The sequence below is a fragment of the Streptomyces scabichelini genome (assembly GCF_011045015.1).
Classification (GTDB): domain Bacteria; phylum Actinomycetota; class Actinomycetes; order Streptomycetales; family Streptomycetaceae; genus Streptomyces; species Streptomyces scabichelini.
Map to the genome: position 1 here is coordinate 35,171 of NZ_JAAKZY010000048.1, position 19,910 is coordinate 55,080.

Consider the following 19,910-nt stretch of genomic DNA (forward strand, 5'->3'; position numbering starts at 1 on the left):
CGGTGACGGAGAAGCCGGCCGTCAGTGCCGGTGCGGCTCTCCTCGGTGGACCGGGCCGTGTGGGTCCTCGCAGTGCGCCGCGTCGCCCGCAGAGTCGCCGGGCAGGGCCAGCTGCAGCACCTTCTCCGGGACGTGGTCGACCTGGAGCGTGGTGTGGGTGATGCCGTAGTCGTGCCGGAGGAGTTCCTCCAGGTCGCGGCGGACGGCGTGGCAGTCGCCGCCGGGTTGGACCAGCACGTGGGCGGACAGGGCCAACTGGCCGGAGGTGATCTGCCAGACATGCAGGTCGTGCACCTCGACGACGGCCGGCTGTGCGACGAGCTTGTCACCCAGCGCGTCCGGGTCCACGTCCGCTGGGGCGGCTTCCAGGAAGATCCGGCCGGACTCGCGCATCAGCCCCCACCCGGCCTTCACCATCAGCGCGACCACCACGAGGGTGGCGATGCCGTCGGCGCGGGCGAACCCGGTGAGCAGCACGACCAGACCGGCCACCGCGGTACCGATGAAGGCGAAGAGGTCGTTGAGGATGTGCTGGTAGGCGCCCTCGACGTTGAGCGAGGAGCGGTTGGCCTTGGAGAGGCACCAGGCGGCCGCGATGTTCACCACGATCCCGGCGAGGGCCGTGCCGAACACCAGTCCGCCCTCCACCTCCGGCGGATCGATCAGGCGGTGCACGGCCTCGTACGCCAGCCAGCCGCCGAGCAGCAGCAGGGTCAGGCCGTTGGCCTGCGCGGACAGTATCTCGGCCCGCTTGAGCCCGTACGTGAAGCCGCCGCGGGCCGGGCGGGCGGCCAGCCGCATGGCGATCAGCGCGAGCACGATCGACACGGCGTCGGTCAGCATGTGCGCCGCGTCGGAGATGAGGGCGAGGGACTGGGCGATGACGCCGATGACGACCTCGATCGCCATGAATCCGGTGATCAGCGTGAGCGCGATCACCAGCCAGCGGCGGTCGGCGTCCGCGGAGACGCCGTGGGAGTGCCCGGTGTGCCCGGCGTGCCCGCCCGCACCGTGCTGGTGCCCCGGGCCGTGCTCATGACGGTGGTCACTCATGCTGTACGCCTTCCCCCTCGCGACGGATGCCTCGACCGCAGTGAAACGCATGGATGCGCGAATCACCAAAGGCTGCATCGGTGACCGTTGTCATGTCGGTTAACAGGCCTCTGACCTGCACAAACTTGGCGATCCGTGACTGGCCCCGAGAGACCGCGCCGCGACCTCGACCCTGTCGTGAACCGGGGACGGAGGTGTCGGCCGGTTCGGACCGGGTCAGGGTGGCATGGGTCGTGCGGTGCGGTGCGGTGTGGCCCGGCCCGTGCGGGCTGCGGTGGTCGGGGGCGGAGCTGCCGCTACGGCGCGCTCGGGGACGGGTTCGGGCCCACGCCGCTCAGTTCCCGAACGGTCCCGCCGAGCTTGGCCCGGAACGTCTCCAGCATCTCCGGCTCTTTCGCGCTGACGACCCAGCGGGAACCAACCAGGTATTTGCCCCCGTAGATGGCGGCGCTGTCCAGCCAGGTCTCTTTGTACTTCTCCTCGGGGAAGGTGGTGATGAGGTAGTCGGCCTTCTTCGTGTGGCAGAGGCCCTGGCGCAGTTGGTCCGCGTCGATACGAATCTTGGCCTTGCAGCCGGTCAGGGAGGCGATCACCTCGACCTTGGCCGGGGCCACCACCGCCGCCGCCGGCGCGTCGGAAATCTCCGACGGCTTGCTGCTCGCCGAAGCGCCGTCCTCACCACCACCACTGCTGCAGGCCGTGGCCAGGGGAAGGAGGGCCAGGCTTGCAGTCAGAGCGGCGCCACGCACCAGGCGGGTGGTGGGCAGAGTGCGGCCGGTGCGTCCTCGCTGCGACTTCTCTGGCACGTTGCCTCTCCGTGTCCGGTTTGCTCCCGCCCGCATGAGCGGTCAGGCATACGACAAGGGGTACGGGTGAAATCCGGTGGACGTTCACCCTGTGTCGGGCGGCTACGGCATCACCGGATGCGGGTTGAAGCCCTGCCGGGGCATCTCCATCCTGGGGTGGGGACGCGCTCCAGGGTGGGGGCGCAGCCCCATCGCGGAGCGACGCCCGCCGTGCCGATGAGTTTCCGGGGCGGGGCCGGTCTGCAGGGTATGGAGACACACACACTCAAGACAGCCGACGCGGACCTCGTCCATGACGTTCGCGGGCCGCTGCCGACCACAGATGGACGCCCGCCCTTGTTCATGATCGGGCTGCCCATGGACGCCACCGGCTTCGCCGCGCTCGCGGCGCGCTTCCCCGATCGCACGGTTGCCACCTATGACCCGCGCGGGCTCGGTCGCAGCACGCGTACGGACGGTCGGGTCGACCACACGCCGCAGATCCACGCCGACGACGTGCACGCCGTCATCGAGGCGCTCGGGGCCGGGCCGGTCGAGATGTTCGCCAGCAGCGGCGGAGCGATCACCGCGCTCGCGCTCGTGGCGAAGTACCCCGCGGACGTGACCACCCTGGTCGCGCACGAGCCGCCGCTCATCACCCTCACGCCGGACGGCCCGGCGGCCGTGCGGGCGCGGGCCGGTGTCCGGGAGGCGTACGAGAAGCGGGGCTGGGGGGCCGGGATGGCCGCGTTCGTGGCCATGACCTCGTGGGAGGGAGAGTTCACCGACGGGTACTTCGAGCAGCCAGAGGCGGATCCCGCCGCGTTCGGGATGCCCACGGAGGATGACGGCTCGCGTGACGATCCGCTGCTGTCCGACCGGTCATGGGCGGTCAGCAGCTATCGGCCGGACGCCGACGCGATCGCGGCTGCGCCGACCCGCATCGTGATCGCTGTGGGCGAGGAGTCCAAGGACGTACAGACCGGACGCACCTCCGTCGCGACCGCCGAGCTGCTCGGGCAGCGGGTGACCGTGTTCCCGAGCCATCACGGCGGTTTCCTCGACGGCGAGTTCGGATATCCGGGGAAGCCGGACGAGTTCGCACATCGACTGCGGGAGGTCCTTGACGGCGCCTCGTAAGCCACACGAAGGCCAAGCAGGTCCGCGAAGTCACTCGCCCGTCTCAACCAGGTCGGCGGTGCCGATCGTGGTCGGTGTGGCGTGTCCGGACAGGGCGAGGGTCAGGTCGAACTCCGCGAGCAGACAGCGGATCACGTGCTCGACGCCGGCCTGACCGTCGAGTCCGAGGCCGTACACGTACGGCCGTCCCAGGAGCACCGCCCGCGCGCCGAGCGCGAGTGCCTTGAAGACGTCGTCGCCGGTACGGATGCCGCTGTCGAACAGCACGGTCAGCCGGTCGCCGACCGCTTCCACGACCCGTGGCAGCGCGTCGGCCGCCGCGATCGAGCCGGCCACCTGACGGCCGCCGTGGTTGGACACCACGACGCCGTCCATGCCGGCGTCGGCGGCGAGCCGGGCGTCGTCCGGGTGCAGGACGCCCTTGAGGACGATCGGACCGTCCCAGGTCTCCCGCAGCAACGCCAGATCCGGCCAGGTCTTGGCGGGATCTGCGAACATGCCGACGAAGTGCAGGACGGCCGCGTTCGGATCCTCGAGCACCGGCTTGGCCAGTCCCGCCTGGAACGCCGGGTCGGAGAAGTAGTTGGCGGTGCCGACGCCGCGCAGGAACGGCAGGTACGCCTGGTCGAGATCGCGTGGACGCCAGGACAGCAGCGGCGTGTCGAGTGTGACGACGAGCGCGGTGTACCCGGCCGCCTTCGCCCGGCGCAGGAAGCTCAGGGCCACCTCAGGGTCCTTCGGCCAGTACAGCTGGAACCAGCGCTCGGCGTCCCCCATCGCCTCCGCGACCTGCTCCATCGGCGTGCTGGACGCCGACGACAGGATGTACGGCACGCCCTGCGCGGCGGCGGCCCGGGCGGCGCCGGACTCGGCGTCCGGGTGCATGATCGACAGCACGCCGACCGGGGCGAGGGCCACCGGGGCGGGCAGGGAGCGGCCGAGGACCTCGACAGACAGGTCGCGGGCGTGCACGTCTCGCAGCATGCGCGGCACGATCCGCCGGCGCTCCAGTGCGGCCCGGTTGGCACGGGCCGTACTGCCGTCGCCCGCGCTGCCCGCCACGTAGCCGACCGGGCCGGGGCCGAGCCGCTGTTCGGTGAGCTCCTCCAGCCGGGTCAGATCGGTGGGCAGCCGCGGTACGGCGCCCGACATCCCGTTCAGGTAGATCTCGTACTGGAAGTCCGCCCAGTGCTTGGCCATGGGTCTGCCCCGTCTCTCGTCGTCGAGCCCGTGCCGCTCCCCGACGATACTGACCGGTATGAGTGGCCGGCCGTGGGCGTGTCCGGCCCTCGCACGGTAACGGCGTCGGACGTGTCAGACGTGGGTGAGGAGGCGCTCCAGCGGCCGTGGAACGTGTCCGAGGTCCAGGTGCGCGACCAGCGCCCGCGCGTAGAGCGCCTTGCGACCGCTGTGCGTGCCCATGAAGCGTCGCAGCTGGTGCTCCACGGGCCGTTCCCGCTGTGCCGGCTGGCCCTGGAAGGTGTGGAAGGGGCGCATCTCGCCCTGGGCCTCGATCACCTGCTGCACGCCCTCGGCCCCGATGGCGCGGATCAACTCGTCCTCCAGATCGGCGACGCACACGTGGAACCCGAGGGCCTCCAGTCCGGCGCGCGTGAGACCGGACCCGAGCCCGACCCGCTCCAGATGGCGCCGGAAGTGACGCTCCTCGCCGATGTCGCACAGACCGGCCAGCGGAAGGCCGAGCCCCGGAGGACCGCACACGTCCAGGAAGCGCCCGATACTCGTCGCGCCTCCGAGCGGTACCACCGCGACGCCCTCCGCGCCGAGGTCGCGGCCGTAGCGCGAGGCCAGCGCTTCGAGCGCTGTCTGATCACTGGCCCCCTCGACGAGGACGATCGTACGTACAGCGCCGTCGGCCAGTTCCCGCGCCACCTCGGCGGCCGCACCGGCCCCCGCTCCGCCGGCCGCCCACTCGGCCAGCGCCCGGCCGAATCGCCTCAACTCGTCCACGAGACCTCGCTTCCCCACACCATCCTGGCACGGCCGAAATCCCGTACGCACGCACGTTTTCCGGAGGCGATCCGGGGGATCCGGGGGGATGGCGTACGAAGTCATTGCGAACGTGTCGGCGTTCGGAGTCGCGACTGGTGGTCCGGGGACGTCGGGCGGCTGCCGCGGGCGGCGTAGGCGGTCAGGCCGATGACGGCCAGAACGGCGGCGACCACAGTGGTGAACGTGCTGTCCGGCGACTGTACGGGCCAGGTGAGCACACGCAGGATCTCCGGTTCCGTACGGGCGGGAAGGACCGCCGCCGCTCCTGCCCACATGGTCGGCAGCGTCCAGGCGAGTTGGTGGCCGAACAGCGCCGCCGCCAGCGCGGTGAGGCCGGCGAGGCCGGCCGTGTCGCGCAGGATCGTGCCCGTCGGTGCGCCGCTCGTGGCAACCGCGACCGCGAACACCGCGGCGGCGATCGCCCCGACGTGCGCCATGCGCCAGTAGACCCAGCGGGTCGCCGCCGTGCGTTCCAGCGCGGGATCGGCACCACCGAGCCCGTTGCCGAATACGCCGAGCCCCAGTCCGAGGGCGAGCACGGCGAACAGGAGCGTTTGCAGCGGGTCTTCGGAGTCGTTGCCCAGCAGGGCCACCACTGCGACACCGGCCGTCACCGCGGCCGCTGCCACCGGTACCTGACGCGACCGCAGGTACAGCGTGAGGAGCCGCATCACCGAGCACCACCGGTCAGCGCCGCCTCGGCGTCGCCCCGGCAACTCAGCTCCACCGTGCGTACCGCGGTGATCCGGCGCAGCTGCTCCTCGGCGGGCAGCGCCCGCAACGTCCGCCACGCCGCATCCCGTTCGGCTGATTCCTCGCCCGGCAGAAGGTCCTGGCCGGGCGCCGGATACCGGCCGTACAGCCACGCGCCCGCGACAGCCCTCGGCCCGAACGCGACGGGCTCGCACGGACGGGTGCCCGCTCCGGCGAGGATGTTCACGACCAGCTCGTCCTCGCTGTAGGCGTCCCAGCCGCGATCGGACTCGTAGTAGTCGGAGTGCAGCCATGCCTGGTCGGCGGGCTGCGGGCCTGGCCGGTCGCCGGTCACCTCGTGCACCGAGGTGGGTGCGTCCGGCAGCTTCGCCAGCAGTTTCAGCGCGCGGCGGGCCGGGCCGGTCAGGCTCTTCAGGCCCTGCTCGTGTGCCTTGGTCACACAGACCTTGGGGCCACCGTCGTCAGTACAGACCTCGGCCGACGCCCCCTGGTCGGGCTGCAGGCCGGACGCCGGCGCCGCGTTGAGCAGCGGCATCGCCAGTAGGAGGCCGAACAGTGCGGGCACTCCCGCGACGATGGCCGCGCGACGCCGGGCGACCAGGACCAGCAGCAGCCCACTGCCCGCCAGGCCGGTGAACCACAGGGACTGCGCCAGGCTCACCGAGCCGGCGATCGTGGTGAACTCATCGAAGTCACTGGTCAGGTTGGGTGCCAGCAGCGTGGCGGCACCGGGCTCCGACGACTTGGCCAGCTGGATCGGCAGGAGCAGCACCATGAAGCCGGCCACCACCAGGACCGGAGGGGTGTAGGCCGACGGGATCAGCCGGCCGAGGCCCATGCCCAGCCACCCGGCGGCGACCAGGGCCAGTGCCCCCACGGAGGCGATGGGCAGCCAGCCGGCGGGCAGGTACCCGGTGCTGCCGACGACCCGGACCGCGCCCGCGGCGAGCGTCACCACGTAGCCGAGGACCAGGCAGACCGCCAGGGCGACGGCGGTGGGCAGCATCCGTCGCCAGGTCGGCAGCGAGGTGGTGCCGAGCAACTCCTCGACGCCGCACCGACGGTCGCGCCGGGCCTGCCAGGCACCTCCGCCGAGCGCCAGCGGCCACAGCACGACCAGCATGATCCGCTGAAAGGCGGCGAGCAGCGTCCACTGCCTGTCCCACAGCTCCCCCTGGCCGGACAGGACCAGTAACCACAGCCCGGCCACGCCGAGCGCGGCGATCAACGCGCCGATGACCGCCGCGGACGAGCGGCGCAGCTCGATGCCCAGGATCCGGGTGGTCATGGTGGTTTTCATGGTGGTCATGGTGGTCATCAGGCCACCTCCCGCTGTGCGCGGTGCCGGGCGAGCAGGGCGGTGTAGCCGCGCTCGATCGGGTTGTCCCCAACGTCCTGCGCGTCGCCGTGGCCGGCCACCTCGTCGGGCGGGCCCTGGAACACCAGTCGGCCCTCGTCGACGAGCACCACATTCGTGCAGGACGCGGCGACGTCCTCGACCAGATGGGTGGACACCAGCACACATGCCTGCGCGCCGAGATCACGCAGGAGCGTGCGGAAGTCCAGGCGCTGCGCCGGGTCCAGGCCCACCGTCGGCTCGTCGAGCAGCAGTACGTCCGGGTCGTTCACGATCGCCTGGGCGATGCCGGCGCGGCGCAGCATGCCCCCGGACAGCGTCTTCATCCGGTCATCGGCGCGACCGGCCAGTCCGACCCGCTCGATCGCCCGCTGCACCGCTCCGGGAACCTGGGCCGCGTCCATCTTCTTGAGCCAGGCCATGTACTCCACGAACTCGCGCAGCGTGAACCGCGGGTAGTAGCCGAACTCCTGCGGCAGGTATCCGATCTTCTTCCGCAGGCCACGCAGGTCGGTCCGGCCACCGATCGGCCGGCCCAGCAACTCCAGCTCGCCCGCGGCCGGTTGCAGCACTGTCGCCAGCGAGCGGATCAGCGTCGTCTTGCCCGCGCCGTTGGGGCCGAGCAGGCCGTGCACGCCCTGGCCCAGCCGTAGGTCCAGGCCGTTGACTGCCATGCGGCGCCCGGCGCGCACGCGTAGGTCCTGTGCCTGTATGTGCCAGGCGTAGGTGGTTGGCGCCAGGTCGGTGGGGATCACCGCACGCACCATCGTGTCTCCCGTTCGTCAGTTGGTTCGATGTCAGGTGCCAGGTCTGTTGGCTTGGTGTCGGGTGTCAGGGCTGTCGGTTCGGTGTCTGGTCTGTTGGCTCGGTTGTCAGGTCTGTTGGCTCGGGCTCAGGGCAGTTCCGCGCCCGGCAAGGTCATGAAGGCACGGGCTCGTACGGTGATGGCGAGCGCGGCCACCGTGACCGCCAGTCCCCAAAGGGGCAGGCTCTGCGGCGCCAGCAGCACGGACAGCTGAGCGGTGAACAGGCTGGGGAGGATCGCCGCGAGCACCCACGCCGTGCTCAGGAGCGCCGCCGCCCGCCGTACGCCGATCACCGTGCCCAGCGCGAGCGTCCCGACCGTGAAAGCCAGACAGGGCAGGAGGCACAGGGCGAGCGACACGCCGACGACGCCGCCTGCCATGGCCAGCACTGGAATCACCACCACCAGCACCAGGGCCGTACGCCGCAACACCAACTGCAGGCCCGCGCGCGGTGTGGTCACGGTCAGCTCGCCCATCGGGTCGAGGCGCTGCGTCCACGCGGCCGCGACCCCGAGCAGCGGCACCACAGGGGAGACCAGCAGCACCAGCGAGGGCGCGGTTCCCCCTTGGACGAGCAGGTCGATCCCGAGCGCGGCGAGAACCATCAGCACGCTCATCAGCAGCCAGGGCAGCTGCGACGGCGGCGCCCACCGGCGCACCCCGCGCAGCAGCGGGGAACGCACGGGTGCGGGCGGGTCGACCGCCGCCGCGTCCACTTCGGCCCACACCTGGTCCAGCAGCGTGTTGACCGTGGGCGCGTGTGTCGTGACCGCCTCGGCCACGCGTCGCCTGCACAGCGCGCAGTTCTCCAGGTGCGCTTCCAGCGCCCATTCCGTATCCGCGGGCAGCGTGGCATCCCCCGCGGCATAGGCGGTGATCAGGTCACGCTGCACGTGTGGTCCCGTGGTACCGGTCATGACATCGCCTTCCGCATCGCAAGCCTCGCGCGGCGAGCCCGCGTCTTGACCGTTCCTTCCGGTATGCCGAGCAGCGCCGACGTCTCCCGGACACTCAGCCCGTCCAGCACCATCGCCTGAAGGACCTGGCGCAGTTCGGGTGCGAGCGTGGCGAGCGCGTTGCCCACGTCGCCGGACAGCGTCGACTCCAGCAGCTCCTCTTCGGCGCTGGGTGTGTCCACGTCGGCCGTGCCGGTGGCGGCCCGGGCGATGGTCTGGTGCCGTCCCTCGGCACGGAAGGCGTCGACAAGCCGTCGGGCGGCCACGGTCCACAGCCAGCCCAACGCGCTGCCGCCGGCCGAACTGCCGGCGAATGCGCCCGCACCTCGCCACACCGCGAGGTAGGTGTCCTGCAGAACGTCGACCACGATCTGCTCGTCGGCGCAGCGTCTGCGCAGCCGCACCGCGAGCCACGGTGAGGTACGGCGGTAGAACTCCTCGAACGCCGCCCGGTCGCCCCTGGCCACACGGCGCAGCAGGCTCTCCTCGTCCAACCGCCCCATGACGGTCGTTCTTTTCCACACATCAAGGCGGTCGTGCCGGGCGACCTCGCAGGTTCACCAAGTGAGTGTGACGCCGCTCACTGTTGTCAGGAGTGGGTGACCTCGAGGCCGGAGATGCGGACCTCGCCGTAGTTCTTGTCGGTGCAGGGATCGGCGTTGTCGCAGTTGGCCTGCGTGTAGGCCCCTGCCTTGAAGTAGTTGGTGTCGCCGTCGTGGGAGATCGTGGTCTGCAGCTTGCCGTTGTAGTACACGTCGATCTCCCCGTCCTCCGCCACGAACCTGGCCTCGAAGTCGGTGCCCAGTTCGTAGTCGTCGGTGACGAGGTGGTGGTGGCGGTCGTCGCCGTCGGTTATGTAGAGGCTGCTGCCTTCGAGACGGAAGACCGTGACGTCGTCGTCCCCGCCGTGGACCTGAGCGCCGACCAGCCACGGCCGGTCGGCGGGCAGGGCCGTGAACGCCTCGGTGACCACGAGGGTGTGGGTGCCCTCAGTGGTGGACCAGGCGGCCTCCTCCTCGCCGTCGTCGGTCATCTCCCGGAGCTCGGCGCGCGGGTAGCTGGAACCTCCCGTCGTCACACCGTTGACGGCGGCCCGGAACCGGACCGCGTCGCAGGCGGAGCCGGCCTGGAACCACGGTTCGGCGGAGAAGGTCGCCAGCTCGGGCTGTGTGATCTCGGTGGGGTCCTCGTCCTCGCCGGTGGGCAGGGTCAGCTTCCAGTTGGTCAGGTCGAGGACCTCGGACGGGTACGCGCACCGGGCGGCCACCCGCTCGTACGGGGCGGGAGTGGCCGCCCGCTCGTCCGGGGCGGAAGTGTCGGCCTGCGCGGACAGCGTGAGCGCTGCGGTCGAAACAGCCGCGGTGATGCCCGCCAGTACGAGGGTCCGAGTGCTTGGCATGGGGGGTCCTCACTGTCGGGGGTTGTGCGGTGCGGGCCGACGCGTACCGTAGTCGCCGTTCTCGGGACCGGTCCCCGGACCTCCGCCCTTCGCTGTGCCGTCAGGACAACTGCAGTGCGATCTCCGGGATCGTCTGCCCCGGCAGCACATAGCGCTCGACCTCGACGAACCCGTGCTTCAACGCGAACCGCAGCCCGTCCTGGTTGCTCTCCAGGACGAGCGTCTCGATCACCCCGGCGCCCCACTGCCGCGCCCGCTCAAGGCCGCGCGCGTACAACTGCTCGCCGAATCCCTGCCTTCGGTGCTCGGCGAGCACCCGCGCGATCACGGTGACCACGGCCTCGTCGCCCTCGGGCGGACGGACGGTCGAGCACCCCACGAGGACGTCGTCGGCGTACGCGACCTCCATGTGGTTCCGCCCGGCGCGCTCTCGGACGGCGTGGAGGGACAGGTGGAACGGAGGCACGACCACGTTGTGGACGTGCTGCCAGTCATTCAGCCGCTGGAAGTCCGCGTCGCCGTCCACGCGTTCGACAAGAAGATCGGTCACGGACGCAGCAAACCCGCACGCTTCATGAGCCGTCAACCGCAATCATGAGTCGTCATCAGCAATACGGTGCCGAGGGACGCCGCCGTCAGCCATCACGGCGGGGTCCCCCGGGGTTTCGTGATCCGTCAGTCGCTGTCCGACGCGGACGGGTCCGATCAGGACGGGTCCGATGCGGGCTCCAGCTTCACCCACTTCGCGATGCTCGGCACGCCCCGCTCGTCCAGCAGGAACAGCATGTACCAGCCGGGCGGGGCGTCGGCCGCCGTTGCCGGGGTCTGCAGGCCGAGCCTGTTGCCGTCCCTGCTGTTGATCTTCAGCCGGAGATGGCGCTGGTTGGGATTCGTCGAGTGCGTGGCGGTGGTCGGCGCCACCAGGACAGCGCTGTCGACGCGCCCCGGCGTGGAGGTCCGTACCGAGAAGCCGGAGCCGTAGTGCAGCGGACCGTCCGGGACCCCGTTGAGCTGGGGCCGTTTGCCGGCGTGCAGGTACCACGGCTCGAACATCTCGATGCTGCCGTGCATGTCGTCACTGATGTCCGGGTCGTTGGCGATCTGCTGGGCCTCGTCCCCGGTGACCAGGATCCGCCCGTCGGGCATGAGCACCGCGTTGGAGTGGTAGCCGCGCGGGAGCCGCTGGACCGGGCCGAGCTTCCAGTTGCCGTTCTCCTCGCGCGACTCGGTGTGGCGGTACTTCGGCAGGGCGTTCGGGTTGTACATGCCGTTGCCGTAGTTGCGGATGTGGAAGGAGCCGTTGACGGTGAACAGCTTGCCGTCCGGCAGCATGAGGGTGCTGTCGTTCGACCGGCCGAAGGCCCGCGGCTCGCGCTTGGTCCAGGTCTTGCCGTCGACCAGCTCGTAGGTGTTCGCGTCATCCCGGTTGCCGCCGAGGATCAGCACCGAGTCCGGGCCCCGGAAACCGTTGGGCAGCGCCACCGCGGAGCCGTTGATGCGTTCCGGATTGCAGCCCTCGCCGTTGTTGTCCCTCTTGTCCTTGCAGGGGATGTTGGGCCGGTCCGGCAGCTTCGTACGCTTCTCCGTGTCCAGGTCGAAGACGTACTGCTCGTCGACCATCCGGCCGAGGCCGTAGACCTTGCCGTCGCGCAGCGTGAACAGGTGCGGGTAGTCCTTGGTGAAGGGCGCCCGCGCACGGAACGTGTCGACCGGTACGTTCTCGGGGACGTCGTTCTTCTGCCACGGCACCGGGCGCGTCTTGGCGGGGAAGCGCTCGACGAGGGGCGTGGGAGTGCCCCAGCCGAGCTCCGACTGGCCCGACATGATGAGCAGCCGGCCGTCGGGGCCCTCCACGACGCCGGGATACCACCGGCCGACCGACATGTCCTTGTTGCGGTGCCACGTCTCGGTCCAGGGGTCGAAGACGAGCGAGAGCTTGGCACCGCTGCCCCCGTTGCCGCCGAGGTTGCCTCCGAACACCCCCAGCATGCCGTTGGGCAGGAACGCGTGACCGGAGCAGAAGAACGGTGCCGGGCGGGCCTCGTTCCTGCCGTCCGGCATCACCACCGTCGGCGGGGGAACGTTCTTGAACGCGTCGCGTCCCGTGCCCTTGGCCGGGTCCCACAGATACGCGCGGCCCGCGTTCTCCTTGCCGATGACGTCGGTGGGAGCGGTCTCCTTCTGGGGGTTGTCCTCGACCGGTTCGAAGGAGAAGAGCAGCACCTTGCCGGTGGGCAGCATGGCGATGTGGTCCCCGTAGTCCGGTGAGGGGAAGTACTCCGCGAACCGGCCGAACTCCTTGGGCGCGTACCGCTTGTTGGTCTCCGCCTGGGACTCCGTCAGCTTCTGCAGCCGGGCCGTACGCGTCGCCTGCGGATACCCGCTCAGCGCCTTGGCCGTGGCCCGGAGGTCGGCGTGTTCCCGGGCGTGCGCATCGCCCAGGACGGCGGCCTCGTCGGCTCTCGTCTCCTTCTGCTGGGCCTGTTGGGCCTGTTGGGCCTCTTGAGCGCCGTCATGCGCGTCCGCGGAAGGCGCGGCCACCCCTGTTGTGACGGTTACCGCGGATACGAGCGCGCACGCCAGAAAGGCCGCAGAAATCTTTCGTGGGGGCATTGGTCTCCTAGCTGCCTGAAGAAAACAGGGAAGGGAGAAGCGAGAAAAAAGAATTCAGCCGGAACCCGTGGCAGGCATATGCACCGGGGCGCTCCGATTCTTTCCGGAAAACGTGCCGTTTTAACATCCGAAAACACTTACGAACAGTCACCCTCTCAGCCCACAACGGGACGCCGTCCGCGCCGGTGGCGACGGCGCGCAACACCGGCGCGGGTGGCTGGACTTGTGGCTGGACCTGCGCCCGAACTGCGCCCCCTCGTCGGGGTGAACATCACACCCACACGAGTGATGGGCGCGGGCCCGTTTCTATTGCGCATTCCGACGGGGTACAGGGGACCCGACATCATCCCGCCGAATTCCCCGGAGGAAGCTCACATATGGCCACGGCGACGACCGATCCACACAATTTGTTCCTTCGCGAGGACACCGAGATCCAGGGCGACGTACTCGCCGGGTTCAAGAAGGACCATATGCAGCTGCTGTTCCTGCGGTTCGAGGACCAGCAAATGGCGCGGACGTGGCTGAAGCAGTTGCGACCTCTCATCGCCACCACCGGTCAGGTGGCGAAATTCAACAGGGAATTCTCCCGGGCCCGCTCGTACTCAGGCGGCGACGACCCGAGGAACCTGAACGCGCTGTGGTACGGCCTCAGCCTCACCTTCGAAGGGCTGGCCTTCCTCACCGGCCACAACCCGCTGCCCGGCGTCGACGACAACACCAAGGACGGCCCGCTGAAAGCCTTCATGCAGGGCCCGGCCAAGCGGGCGGCGGATCTGGGCGACACGGGCCCGAACGCCCCCAAGAACTGGCTCTTCGGCAACTTCGGCGACGGACGTGTCCACGCGGTGCTCACCCTCGCCGCCGACCAGCCGCACGTGCTGCGGGCCACCCTCGGCGACGTACGCCAGGACCTCGCCCGCGCCAAGATCGTCACCGTCTATGAGCAGGAGGGCGCCACTCTCGAAGGCCCTCGCCGAGGCCGGGAGCACTTCGGCTTCAAGGACGGCGTCAGCGAGCCGGCCGTGAAGTACCTCGACGAGCCCGACCCCGACCCCGAGAAGTCGCAGTACGAGAAGGGCCACCCGGGCACCATCCTCGTCAACCCCGGCGAGTTCGTCGTAGGTCTTGAGCGGGAGCGTCCCCACCCGCTGCCGTATCCGGAGTGGGCGCACAACGGCTCCTTCCAGGTGGTGCGCCGGCTGGCGCAGGACGTCCCCGGCTGGTGGGCCGGTGTGGCCGAACAGCTGAAGGTGCTGAAGGAGGCGAAGGCCGCGCCCCCGCAGGCCACGACCGAGTGGCTGGCGGCCCGCGTCGTCGGACGCTGGCGCTCCGGAACCCCCGTGGCGAAGTGCCCGCACGCCGACATGTCGTACAACGCGGAGTCGTCGAACGACAACCTGATCTCGTTCAGGGACGACCCCGACGGGACGACCACCCCGCTCTGGTCCCACCTGCGCAACACCAACCCGCGGGACGGCTTCCCGGACAGGAAGAACCCCGGGAAGTTCCACCCGGACACGAAGTTCAACCACCGCCGGATCATGCGCCGCGGCATTCCCTACGGCCTGCCGTTCGACCCGGCCGCCTCGGCGCTCAACGGCCCGGACGGGCCACGCGGCCTGGTCTTCGTCTGCTACCAGGCCGACCTGTATCGGCAGTTCGAGTTCATCCAGCGGAACTGGATGAACGACAAGACGTTCCCCAAGCCCAACCCCGACCCCCACCACGAGAAGGTGGACCCCGGCCCGCTCCCCGCCGGCGCCGACCCCGTGGCGGGCGAGGAGACCGTGGTCTGCTGGGAGCGTCCTGAGGGCGGCGAGCAGGTCGCGCTGAAGTTCTCCCAGTTCGTACGGACCGAGGGGGCGGTGTACGCCTTCGTGCCGTCGGTCTCGGTCCTCGACCAGCTGGCCGAGGGCCGGATGAACACCAACATGGTCGTCTTGGGCCCGACGATGTTCACAGTCGACAGCTTCGACAACACCGAGCGCGACAGGGTCGACTCGGGCACGGTGAGGCTGTTCCTCCAGAAGGACGGCAACCTTGTGGTCGTCGACAAGAGCGACAACGTGCTCTGGGCCGCGGACACCGCCAACCCCGCCCGCGACAAGACCCAGGCCAGGTTCCAGGACGGGGAGCTCTTCGTCTGCACCGTGAAGGAGCGCAACCAGATCGACAAAAAGCTCTGGTCCTCCGGCACCGCAGGCAACCCCGAGGCCAAACTTGTCGTCCAGACGGACGGGAACGTGGTGATCTACCACCACGGCCGGGCGATCTGGCACACCGACACCGCTGTCCGCTGACGCCCCACCGCGTGCGTCGCTCCCGTCAGCCGCCCACCCGCCTCACAAGGGCGGGTGGGCGGCCGTGGACCTCCGGTCTGCGCCGCCTTCCGTCCAGGTGACGGGAAGGGCGGCGAGCACTTGGAGGCGCTGGTGTTCCGACCAGCCCGCGGACGCTTCAGGGACCGCAGGGCGCAGCGTGGGAAAGCGGGCCAGTAGTGACGTGAGGCCGATCCGTAGTTCCGCCCGCGCCAGATGGGACGCCAGGCAGCGGTGGATGCCGTGGCCGAAGGCCACATGCGGATTGGGGTCACGGCCCAGATCGAGGCGCTCGGCGTCGGGGAAGACCTCCGGGTCGTGGTTGGCGGAGTTGAGCGAGGCCACGACGGACTCCCCCGCGCGGACGGTGACCCCGGCGATGTCCACATCCTCGGTGGCCACCCGTATCTGACCGTCCCTCAGCACCAGGTGGTAGCGCAGCAGTTCCTCCACTGCGCTCTCCGCGAGCGCTGGTTCGTCCCGCAGCCGCGCGAGGTCGGCGGGCCGGTGCAGCAGCGTCCACAGGGCGGAGGCCAGGGCGGTCGTCACCACCGTGTGGCCCGCGAACAGCAGACTGATGCCCATTCCGGTCAGCTCGGCGTCGGAGAGTACGCCCTGCTCGTCGTGCGCGGTGACCAGGGCACTGAACAGATCGTCTCCGGGTGCCGAGCGCCGGGAGTCCATCAGGGCGGCCAGGTAGTGGCACATCTCCCGCTGGGCCGCCGTGATCCGCTCCAGGGGGCCCTTGCCGTTCATCCTGTCCACCAGGGCCAGGATCCGGTCACCGTCCTCGGCCGGGACGCCCAGCCAGGCGCAGATCACGGCCATGGGCAGGGGGCGTGCGAAATCGGCGACCAGGTCGGCGGGCGGGCCGGCCTCGGCCATGGCGTCGAGCAGCCCGTCGCTGATCTTCTGGATCACCGACAGCGACCGCTGGACCTGCCGCGCCCTGAACTCCGGCATGACCAGCCGGCGCAGCCGGGCGTGGTCCGGCGGCTCGGTGTCACGCAGCAGGGAGACGCCGGGTGGGAAGGGGGTCGTGAACAGACGGGGCGCGTCGGGCGCGGTGTTGGCCGTCACGCCGAACCGCCGGTCGCGGAGCACCTGCCGTACGTCCTCGTACCGGGTCACCAGCCAGACCTCGTGTCCGCTGGCGATGACCACACGGGTCGCGGGTTCGTTCTCGCGCAGCCAGGCCAGCCTCTCGAACACCTCGGGGTGGACACGGGTGTCGAAGGGGAAGGCGACGGGTCGGCTCGGGACGGGCATCGGAGCCACTCCTCACTCGACTCAGGGTTTGTGGAAGGACGGATCGTGGTCCTCGCCGAGCGCGGCGCGGCCGATGGTGGCGAGGATGTGGTCGTCGTTGTCGTGGCGCTGGTAGAAGGTCAGGTCGCGCAGGATCCGCTCCACCGGGCTCGGGCGGACCAGACTGCGGGCCCCGCAGGCACGGATGCAGTGGTGGACGGTCTCCTCCGCCAGGTGCTCGATGACATGCCGGGCCTTGCTGCCGGCGAGCCTGGCCTCGTCCGCCCTGCCTTCGTCCCACAGCCCGGCGACATGGCGCAGCCACAGGCGGGCGGTGTCCACATTGACCGCCATGCTGCCCACCCGCTGCCGTACGTACGGGTCGGCGCCCTTGTCCTGCTTCTTGAGGTACGCCAGCCCGTAGTCGTACGCGGCCTCGGCGGCGCCCAGGAAGCTCGAGGCGTAGTGGGGGACGAACGCGGCCTGCCAGTGCCCGGTGAGATAACTGCCGGGTGCGCCGATGAGGTGGTCCCGGGGGATGAACGTGTCGTCGAACCGCACCATGTGGCTGACCGTCGCGCGCATGCCCACCGGGTCCCACCACGAGCTGTCGACGGTGACGGTCGGCTCCGACAGATCGCAGGCGAGCATCAGCAGTTGGCTGCCGGCGGCCCGGCCGTTCCGGGCGGACTGTGTGGACTGTGCGGGCTGGGCATGTCGGGCTCCGCCGGGTCCGGCCGGGTCGACGAACAGGATGGCCCACTGGGCGCCGGTGGCACTGGTGGCGAACGCCTTGGTGCCCCGTACGGTCCAGCCCCCCTCGACGGGGGTGAGCGTGGTGCCGAAACGGCTGCTCTCCCCGGGCTTGGGTGCCCGGGGCTCGCCGCTCCAGGCGACCCACTTCTCGCCGCGCTCGACCACGCCCGCGAACCAGCGCTGTTTCTGCCCGGGTGTCCCCAGGGCGTCGATGAGCACCAGGGAGTTGGCGTGCCCTTCCCAGCAGCGCGCCAGCGACAGATCTGCTGCGGCCAGGGTGGTGGTCAGCTCCCACAGGGCCAGCGTGTTGCGCTGCTGCGGGCCGAAGCCGAGGCCGCCGTACTCGCGCGGTACGGCGGCGGCCAGCAGACCGGCGGCGAAGAGGTCGTCGAAGTCCTCGGCGGGGAAGGCCGCCCTGCGGTCGTAGTCCTCCGCGCGGGCGGAGAACGTCTCCACCGCGAGCTTCGCCGCGCTGTCGAGGGCGGCGCGTTCGGCGAGAACCGGGTCGGCGGTCATGGGAGAGGAGCCCCTTCCAGGGATGCGGACGGCCGGGCGTGTTCCGGACGGTAGTAGTGGGCGCGGTACATCACGGGCGGCGTCCGCCGGTCGTCGGGGTGGGACGTGTGGACGTCGATGGTCAGCAGGCCGCGGTTGAGGTAGCCGCAGAGGATGGCGTCGAGGGAGCCGAGCCGCCCCTCGGCGAGGAAGCCCACGGCCTGGCCGTCGCCGTCCGGGTCCAGCAGCGCTGTGGCGGTGAGTGCGGTGTGGCTGTCGGGGACGCCGGGGCCGCCCTCGGCGATGGTCAGTGCGAGTCGGCCCTCGTCGTCGATGACGTCGACGAGCCGGATGCCGGTGGCGGTGGTGTCGAAGTTGACCCACCCGCCGGTGAGTTCGGCCAGGTCGGACAGGTCGGTGTGCGGTGCGTTCATGCGCCCTCCCCCACCGGGTGGAAGAACGACCGGGTCCACGTGCCGGGGCCGCCGCCGTCGAGGGGGACGCTGGAGGCGGTGGCCACCAGGATGCCCGTCTTGTGGTAGGCGCAGAGAACCGTGCGGAACGCGCCGAGTTCGTAGACGGCGGAGAACGAAGAGGCCACGGATGGCGCGCCGGGCGCGGTGTAGACGGCCGCCGGTACCTCGCCCCAGTCGGGCGGCTGCCGGTCCGCCGCGAAGCGGCCGTCGGCCGCGATGCTGCCGAGGACCCGTACGGCGATGCCCGTTCCCCGCGCGGCGACGGTCAGCCGGAGAGGGCCTTTGGACATCGCTCTCCGGTCGGTGTTGAGCCAGTCGCCCAGCAGGGCCGAGACGTCGGGACGGTCGAGTGGGAGCGGCCGGGCAGATGGTGCCGCACCGGCCGCCGAGCGGATGGTCATGAAGTGCTCTCCCTTCCACAGAGATGCGCCGTGATGTCCTGACGGAAGTCCTGAGGGAAACCCTGACGGGAGCACAGGGACCGCAACGGCACGGCAGGAGGCATCGGATGCCCCGTCAGCAGCCGGAACTGCTCCTGGACCTCGACGAGCAGCACCTCCCAGCCGTCGATGCCCAGCAGCCCGCGGGCGCGCGCGGCCTCCATCAGCGGGGTGGGCGGATCCCGGTACGCCATCTCGAGCACGGCGGCCGTGGGGTCGGCCGTCGCGACGGGAAAGGGCGGCCGTTCCACCAGCGAGGTGGCCTGGACGAGGACGCCGTAGCCGGCCGCGCTGAACCCGGACAGCGGTACGTACGGGACACGCATCCGCCGTGAGGCGTCCTGGCCCCGCGCGTGCCCGCGGTTGACGAGGGTCACTCGAGCCCCGGCCATCAGGAGGGCCAGCGCGACCGCTCGCCCGGCGCCGCCGCATCCGACGACCGCCGCCCGAAGGCCCGCCGGCTGGATCCCGGCCCGGGCCAGGGCATGCAGGGCGCCCACCGTGTCGGTGGTGTCGGCCCGCCAGAGCCCGTCGTCCTGCCACATGAGGTTTGCCGCACCGCACCCCTGGGCCGTCGGGCTCGCCACGTCCGCCAGCTCCAGGGCGGTCTCCTTGTGAGGGGCGGTCACCGTCAGTCCCCGCACCGGCAGTCCGCTCTTCTCCCCGAAGCGGACGGCGGCCCGCCAGAACGGCGTCAGAGCCTGCGCCGGGAACGGAAGATGGAGCGCGGGCAGGCCCAGCGCGCGCAGTGCCGCGTTGTGCAGGCGCGGCGACAGCGAACGCCCGGAGTTCCGGCCCACGATGCCGAAGAGGCCGTGCAGCGGCGGGAGTTCGGGCAGCCCGTAGTCCGTCACCAGTTGCCCGACGCTCGGCATTCCGTCCGGGCCCGGCGCCGAGACCCGGCCGAACACCACGGGCGCACCCAGCCAGGGGGCCAGGACGCGGGTCCAGGTGCCGACGGGACCGGACACGAACGCGGTCACGTCTGAGCGCCGGAGGCCGGCCAGCAGCAGCGGTGCCGCCGTGGTGCCGTACTCCCCTTCCTCTCCTTCTTCCTCCCCTTCCTCTCCTTCGCTCTCCTGCTCCGGACTCGGGGAGCGGGCCGTGAGGAGGTACAGCGCGGCGGGGACGGCCTGCAGCGAGGCGAAGGCTGCCCGCAGGGCGGCGTGGCCGTCGGTGTCCGGACCGGCCGGGAGCGTCCCGTGCCAGGAGATGCGCCGTCGTCCGGCGGGGACGGCGGCCAGGAGTTCCGGCAGCTCCAGATCGCCCGGCCACTCGAGATCGACCATGTCGTAGTGGTCCGCCGCGCGCAGAAGCCGCGTGACCCGCTCGGCCGGGGCC

Annotated in this window: 19 protein-coding genes; 2 read left to right on the forward strand and 17 right to left on the reverse strand. The window is 70.6% G+C overall.

The genetic code is table 11. From position 1 onward, the window contains the following. Nucleotides 1-21: 21 nt before the first annotated feature. Complete coding sequence (locus G5C60_RS17400; protein WP_165260185.1) at nucleotides 22-1,053, reverse strand: cation diffusion facilitator family transporter; 1,032 nt, start codon at nucleotides 1,051-1,053, stop codon at nucleotides 22-24. Between the two features lie 296 nt (nucleotides 1,054-1,349). Continuing rightward, on the reverse strand, nucleotides 1,350-1,859 hold the full coding sequence (locus G5C60_RS17405) for a hypothetical protein (protein WP_338145846.1): 510 nt from the start codon (nucleotides 1,857-1,859) through the stop codon (nucleotides 1,350-1,352). Between the two features lie 249 nt (nucleotides 1,860-2,108). Here G5C60_RS17405 and G5C60_RS17410 point away from each other — a divergent pair, with 249 nt between their 5' ends. Beyond that, nucleotides 2,109-2,978: an alpha/beta fold hydrolase gene (locus G5C60_RS17410; protein ID WP_165260187.1), complete on the forward strand. Its 870-nt coding sequence runs from the start codon at nucleotides 2,109-2,111 to the stop codon at nucleotides 2,976-2,978. 30 nt (nucleotides 2,979-3,008) lie between these two features. Here the strand turns inward: G5C60_RS17410 and G5C60_RS17415 are convergent, their stop codons facing one another. The 10 genes from G5C60_RS17415 to G5C60_RS53695 all read right to left on the reverse strand — a co-directional run bounded on the left by G5C60_RS17415 (nucleotide 3,009) and on the right by G5C60_RS53695 (nucleotide 12,764). Further along, nucleotides 3,009-4,178 carry a lactate 2-monooxygenase gene (locus G5C60_RS17415; RefSeq protein ID WP_165260189.1) on the reverse strand — a complete coding sequence of 390 codons (1,170 nt, stop codon included), beginning with the start codon at nucleotides 4,176-4,178 and terminating at the stop codon, nucleotides 3,009-3,011. A 114-nt stretch (nucleotides 4,179-4,292) separates the two neighbouring features. Then, entirely contained in the window at nucleotides 4,293-4,949 is a 657-nt protein-coding gene (locus G5C60_RS17420) for a TOPRIM nucleotidyl transferase/hydrolase domain-containing protein (protein ID WP_165260227.1), read from the reverse strand. A 101-nt stretch (nucleotides 4,950-5,050) separates the two neighbouring features. After that, entirely contained in the window at nucleotides 5,051-5,662 is a 612-nt protein-coding gene (locus tag G5C60_RS17425) for a hypothetical protein (RefSeq protein WP_165260191.1), read from the reverse strand. After that, a complete protein-coding gene (locus G5C60_RS17430; RefSeq protein ID WP_165260193.1) occupies nucleotides 5,662-7,023 on the reverse strand; it encodes a hypothetical protein in 1,362 nt (453 codons plus the stop codon). The genes G5C60_RS17425 and G5C60_RS17430 overlap by 1 nt, the downstream gene beginning before the upstream one ends. After that, nucleotides 7,023-7,829, reverse strand: a complete 807-nt coding sequence (locus tag G5C60_RS17435) for an ABC transporter ATP-binding protein (protein ID WP_165260195.1) — start codon at nucleotides 7,827-7,829, stop codon at nucleotides 7,023-7,025. The genes G5C60_RS17430 and G5C60_RS17435 overlap by 1 nt, the downstream gene beginning before the upstream one ends. Before the next feature lie 125 nt (nucleotides 7,830-7,954). Next, on the reverse strand, nucleotides 7,955-8,785 hold the full coding sequence (locus G5C60_RS17440; protein ID WP_241266876.1) for a zf-HC2 domain-containing protein: 831 nt from the start codon (nucleotides 8,783-8,785) through the stop codon (nucleotides 7,955-7,957). After that, the gene (locus G5C60_RS17445) at nucleotides 8,782-9,327 is read right to left on the reverse strand and encodes an RNA polymerase sigma factor (protein WP_165260197.1); all 546 of its coding nucleotides are present in this window, start codon (nucleotides 9,325-9,327) and stop codon (nucleotides 8,782-8,784) included. The genes G5C60_RS17440 and G5C60_RS17445 overlap by 4 nt, the downstream gene beginning before the upstream one ends. An 86-nt stretch (nucleotides 9,328-9,413) precedes the next feature. Next, nucleotides 9,414-10,223: a polysaccharide lyase family 7 protein gene (locus tag G5C60_RS17450; protein WP_165260199.1), complete on the reverse strand. Its 810-nt coding sequence runs from the start codon at nucleotides 10,221-10,223 to the stop codon at nucleotides 9,414-9,416. Between the two features lie 100 nt (nucleotides 10,224-10,323). Next, a complete protein-coding gene (locus G5C60_RS17455) occupies nucleotides 10,324-10,773 on the reverse strand; it encodes a GNAT family N-acetyltransferase (protein ID WP_165260201.1) in 450 nt (149 codons plus the stop codon). Between the two features lie 155 nt (nucleotides 10,774-10,928). Next, a complete protein-coding gene (locus G5C60_RS53695; RefSeq protein WP_338145847.1) occupies nucleotides 10,929-12,764 on the reverse strand; it encodes a galactose oxidase early set domain-containing protein in 1,836 nt (611 codons plus the stop codon). A 449-nt stretch (nucleotides 12,765-13,213) separates the two neighbouring features. On the opposite strand from G5C60_RS53695, the gene G5C60_RS17465 reads away from it, so the two are divergent. Further along, nucleotides 13,214-15,136, forward strand: a complete 1,923-nt coding sequence (locus tag G5C60_RS17465; protein WP_165260205.1) for a Dyp-type peroxidase — start codon at nucleotides 13,214-13,216, stop codon at nucleotides 15,134-15,136. 42 nt (nucleotides 15,137-15,178) lie between these two features. Here the strand turns inward: G5C60_RS17465 and G5C60_RS17470 are convergent, their stop codons facing one another. From G5C60_RS17470 to G5C60_RS17490, 5 genes are all read right to left on the reverse strand, one after another. Next, the gene (locus G5C60_RS17470; protein ID WP_165260207.1) at nucleotides 15,179-16,423 is read right to left on the reverse strand and encodes a cytochrome P450; all 1,245 of its coding nucleotides are present in this window, start codon (nucleotides 16,421-16,423) and stop codon (nucleotides 15,179-15,181) included. Between the two features lie 21 nt (nucleotides 16,424-16,444). Continuing rightward, a complete protein-coding gene (locus G5C60_RS17475) occupies nucleotides 16,445-17,674 on the reverse strand; it encodes an acyl-CoA dehydrogenase family protein (protein ID WP_165260209.1) in 1,230 nt (409 codons plus the stop codon). Then, nucleotides 17,671-18,087 carry a hypothetical protein gene (locus tag G5C60_RS17480; RefSeq protein ID WP_165260211.1) on the reverse strand — a complete coding sequence of 139 codons (417 nt, stop codon included), beginning with the start codon at nucleotides 18,085-18,087 and terminating at the stop codon, nucleotides 17,671-17,673. The genes G5C60_RS17475 and G5C60_RS17480 overlap by 4 nt, the downstream gene beginning before the upstream one ends. Further along, complete coding sequence (locus tag G5C60_RS17485) at nucleotides 18,084-18,530, reverse strand: hypothetical protein (protein WP_165260213.1); 447 nt, start codon at nucleotides 18,528-18,530, stop codon at nucleotides 18,084-18,086. The genes G5C60_RS17480 and G5C60_RS17485 overlap by 4 nt, the downstream gene beginning before the upstream one ends. Continuing rightward, a partial coding sequence (locus G5C60_RS17490) for a shikimate dehydrogenase family protein (protein ID WP_165260215.1) occupies nucleotides 18,527-19,910 on the reverse strand: 1,384 nt, incomplete at its 5' end. The genes G5C60_RS17490 and G5C60_RS17485, both read right to left, overlap by 4 nt.